Source organism: Sulfuricurvum sp. MLSB (assembly GCF_000747095.1).
Taxonomy (GTDB): Bacteria; Campylobacterota; Campylobacteria; order Campylobacterales; family Sulfurimonadaceae; genus Sulfuricurvum.
On record NZ_JQGL01000057.1, the window covers coordinates 6,734 to 9,774 of the forward strand.

The following is a 3,041-nucleotide window of genomic DNA, read 5'->3' on the forward strand; positions in this document are numbered from 1 at the left end:
GGCCTCCTTCATAGTTGATGGTATCCATCGTACCCATCGCAAGACCGGCACCGTTAACCATACATCCGACGTCACCGTCGAGTTTAATATAACTGAGGCCGTATTTTCCCGCTTCAATCTCGGTCGGCTCTTCTTCACTCAGATCACGCATTTCGTTGACTTGAGACTGGCGATACAACGCATTGTTGTCAAAGCCCATTTTCGCATCGAGTGCGAGGAATTTACCGTCTCCCGTTTTGATCAACGGATTAATCTCGATCATTTCCGCATCGTGATCCATGTACACCTTGTAAAGCGCAGAAGCGAATTTGATGAACGTATTGATTTCTTCAACCGCCAGCCCAAGGCCGAACGCCAGTTTGCGTCCGTGAAACGATTGAAATCCGGTCAACGGATCGATCGCGACCTTGATGATTTTTTCGGGAGATTTATGAGCAACCTCTTCAATCTCCATACCGCCCTCAGTCGATGCCATCATGATCGGCATTTCCGATGCACGGTCGAGTACCATACCCAGGTAGTACTCTTTTTTGATGTCTGCACCCTCTTCGATGTAAACTTTTTGAACCAGTTTACCTTCAGGACCCGTTTGATGTGTTACAAGCTGCATCCCGAGGATTTGGCTTGCCAAATCACGTACTTCGGCAGTTGATTTGGCCAGTTTGACGCCGCCGCCGAGACCGCGTCCACCCGCATGGATTTGTGCTTTGACAACCCAAATGCTTCCGCCCAGTTCCTGAGCCGCTTTTACCGCTTCGTCGGGTGTGAAAGCGATGTGTCCGCGTGGTGTGGGCACATTGTATTTTTTGAATAATTCTTTTGCTTGATATTCGTGAATATTCATCCAATTCCTCCTGTTTTAGATTTACGCTATCGGTTTTGTCATCTCTTCGGGGACGACATATTTATCAAACTCTTCGGCAGTCAAAAGACCGAGCTTGATCGCCGTCTCTTTGAGCGTGGAGTTTTCTTTGTGGGCCGTTTTGGCAATTTTCGCCGCATTTTCATATCCGATGTACGGATTGAGCGCCGTAACCAGCATCAACGAGTTGTTCAGATAATGATCGATCTGCTCGCGTACAGGCTCGATTCCGACGGCACAGTTGTCGTTGAACGATACAATCGAATCCGCCAGCAACCGTACCGACTGCAAAAAGTTGTATGCGATGACCGGTTTGAATACGTTAAGTTCGAAATTCCCCTGGCTTGCTGCAAATCCGATGCACGCATCATTCCCCATAACCTGGCAGGCAACCATCGTTACCGCTTCGCTTTGGGTCGGGTTAACTTTACCCGGCATGATCGACGATCCCGGCTCGTTTTCAGGAATCGTGATTTCGCCGATGCCGCAGCGCGGACCGGAAGCCAGCCAACGCACGTCGTTGGCGATTTTCATCATGTCCGCCGCCAGCGCTTTAAGCGCGCCGTGTGCGAATACCAGTGCGTCGTGGCTTGTCAGGGCATGGAATTTGTTCGGAGCCGTGACAAACTGATGGCCCGTGAGTTCGCTCAATTTGGTCGCAACACGTGTACCGAGTTCCGGATGGGCATTCAGGCCCGTACCGACGGCCGTACCGCCGAGTGCCAGTTCGCGAACCGATTCAAGCGAATCTTTCGCCATTTTTTCGCACTTATTGAGCATCTCTACCCAACCGCTGATCTCCTGACCCAACGTGAGCGGAGTCGCGTCCTGCAAATGGGTGCGCCCGATTTTGACGATGTCGCTAAACTCTTCCGATTTTGCAACCAACGTTTTGCGCAGGTGCTCAATCGCAGGAAGAAGACGCGTTTCTACCGCAATTACCGCCGCTACGTGCAATGCCGTAGGATACGTGTCATTCGAACTTTGAGACTTATTGACGTCATCATTCGGGTGAACCAGTTTTTGGGTGCGGAAATCGCCGCCCAAAATTTCAGTCGCACGTGAAGCCAATACTTCGTTGTTATTCATGTTCGATTGGGTGCCTGATCCCGTTTGCCATACGACAAGCGGATAGTGCGCATCCAGCTTGCCTGAAAGCATCTCATCGGCCGCTTGAGCAATCGCATCGGCTTTTTCTTTGCTGAGCATCCCCAGATCACAGTTGACCAACGCAACCGCTTTTTTCAAATAGGAAAATGCGCGGGTAATTTCATACGGCATTTTCTCTTCGCCGATTTGGAAGTTTTCCAAAGAACGCTGTGTCTGCGCCCCCCAGTAGGTATCGTTCGGGACGCGAACTTCACCCATCGTATCTTTTTCGATGCGATAACTCATTATTTGGCTCCTTCAAAAAATTTATTGGCATTGAGCGTGTCAATCAACGACTGTACGGATGAACACGAACGGGCAAACATCTCTTTTTCAGCATCATTCAGCGTCACTTCGATGATTTTTTCCGCGCCGTTGGCTCCCAACATGACCGGAACACCGCTCACGACGTCACTAAAACCGTATTCGCCTTCGAGATAAACGGCACATGGATGAATCTGTTTGGTATCTTTCAAAATCGCTTCGACCATGATAGCCGTCGCTTTTGCCGGAGCGTAATACGCCGATCCGGTTTGAAGAAGCGCAACGATTTCCGCTCCCCCCTTTCGTGTACGCTGAACGATTTCGTCAATCTGCTCGTTGGTCAGGACGTCCGAAAGCGGCACACCCGCTACCGTCGAATAACGCGGCAACGGAACCATGTCGTCCCCATGCCCGCCCATAACCGACGCACGGATCTGTCCGCCGCCGTATCCGAGTTTTTCCTGGATAAACGCCGCCATGCGGGCGCTGTCAAGAACTCCGGCCATCCCGATAACGCGGTTACGGTCAAATCCGCTGTCTTTGAGCGCAACGTACGTCATCGCATCAAGCGGGTTTGAAACCATAATAACGATCGCGTTCGGGGAATATTTTGCCACCCCAACAATCACTTCGCGGGTTACTTTGGCGTTGATCATCAACAAATCATCACGGCTCATTCCCGGCAAACGGGGGCTTCCGGCGGTAATGACGACAACGTCGCAGTCCGTCAGATCGGCCATCGTTTCAGCAACGCTGACGACCGTAT

At 51.1% G+C, this 3,041-nt stretch carries 2 protein-coding genes and 1 pseudogene; all 3 read right to left on the reverse strand.

Annotated elements, in window-relative coordinates; genetic code table 11:
* Positions 1–844, reverse strand: a pseudogene (gene sucC, locus JU82_RS05305) (ADP-forming succinate--CoA ligase subunit beta); the annotation flags it as partial.
* Positions 845–865: 21 nt separating this feature from the next.
* Positions 866–2,257: a class II fumarate hydratase gene (gene fumC, locus JU82_RS05310; RefSeq protein ID WP_037947558.1), complete on the reverse strand. Its 1,392-nt coding sequence runs from the start codon at positions 2,255–2,257 to the stop codon at positions 866–868.
* Positions 2,257–3,041, reverse strand: a 785-nt coding sequence (locus JU82_RS05315; RefSeq protein ID WP_037947561.1) for a malate dehydrogenase, incomplete at its 5' end; no start/stop codon positions are given. The genes JU82_RS05315 and fumC, both read right to left, overlap by 1 nt.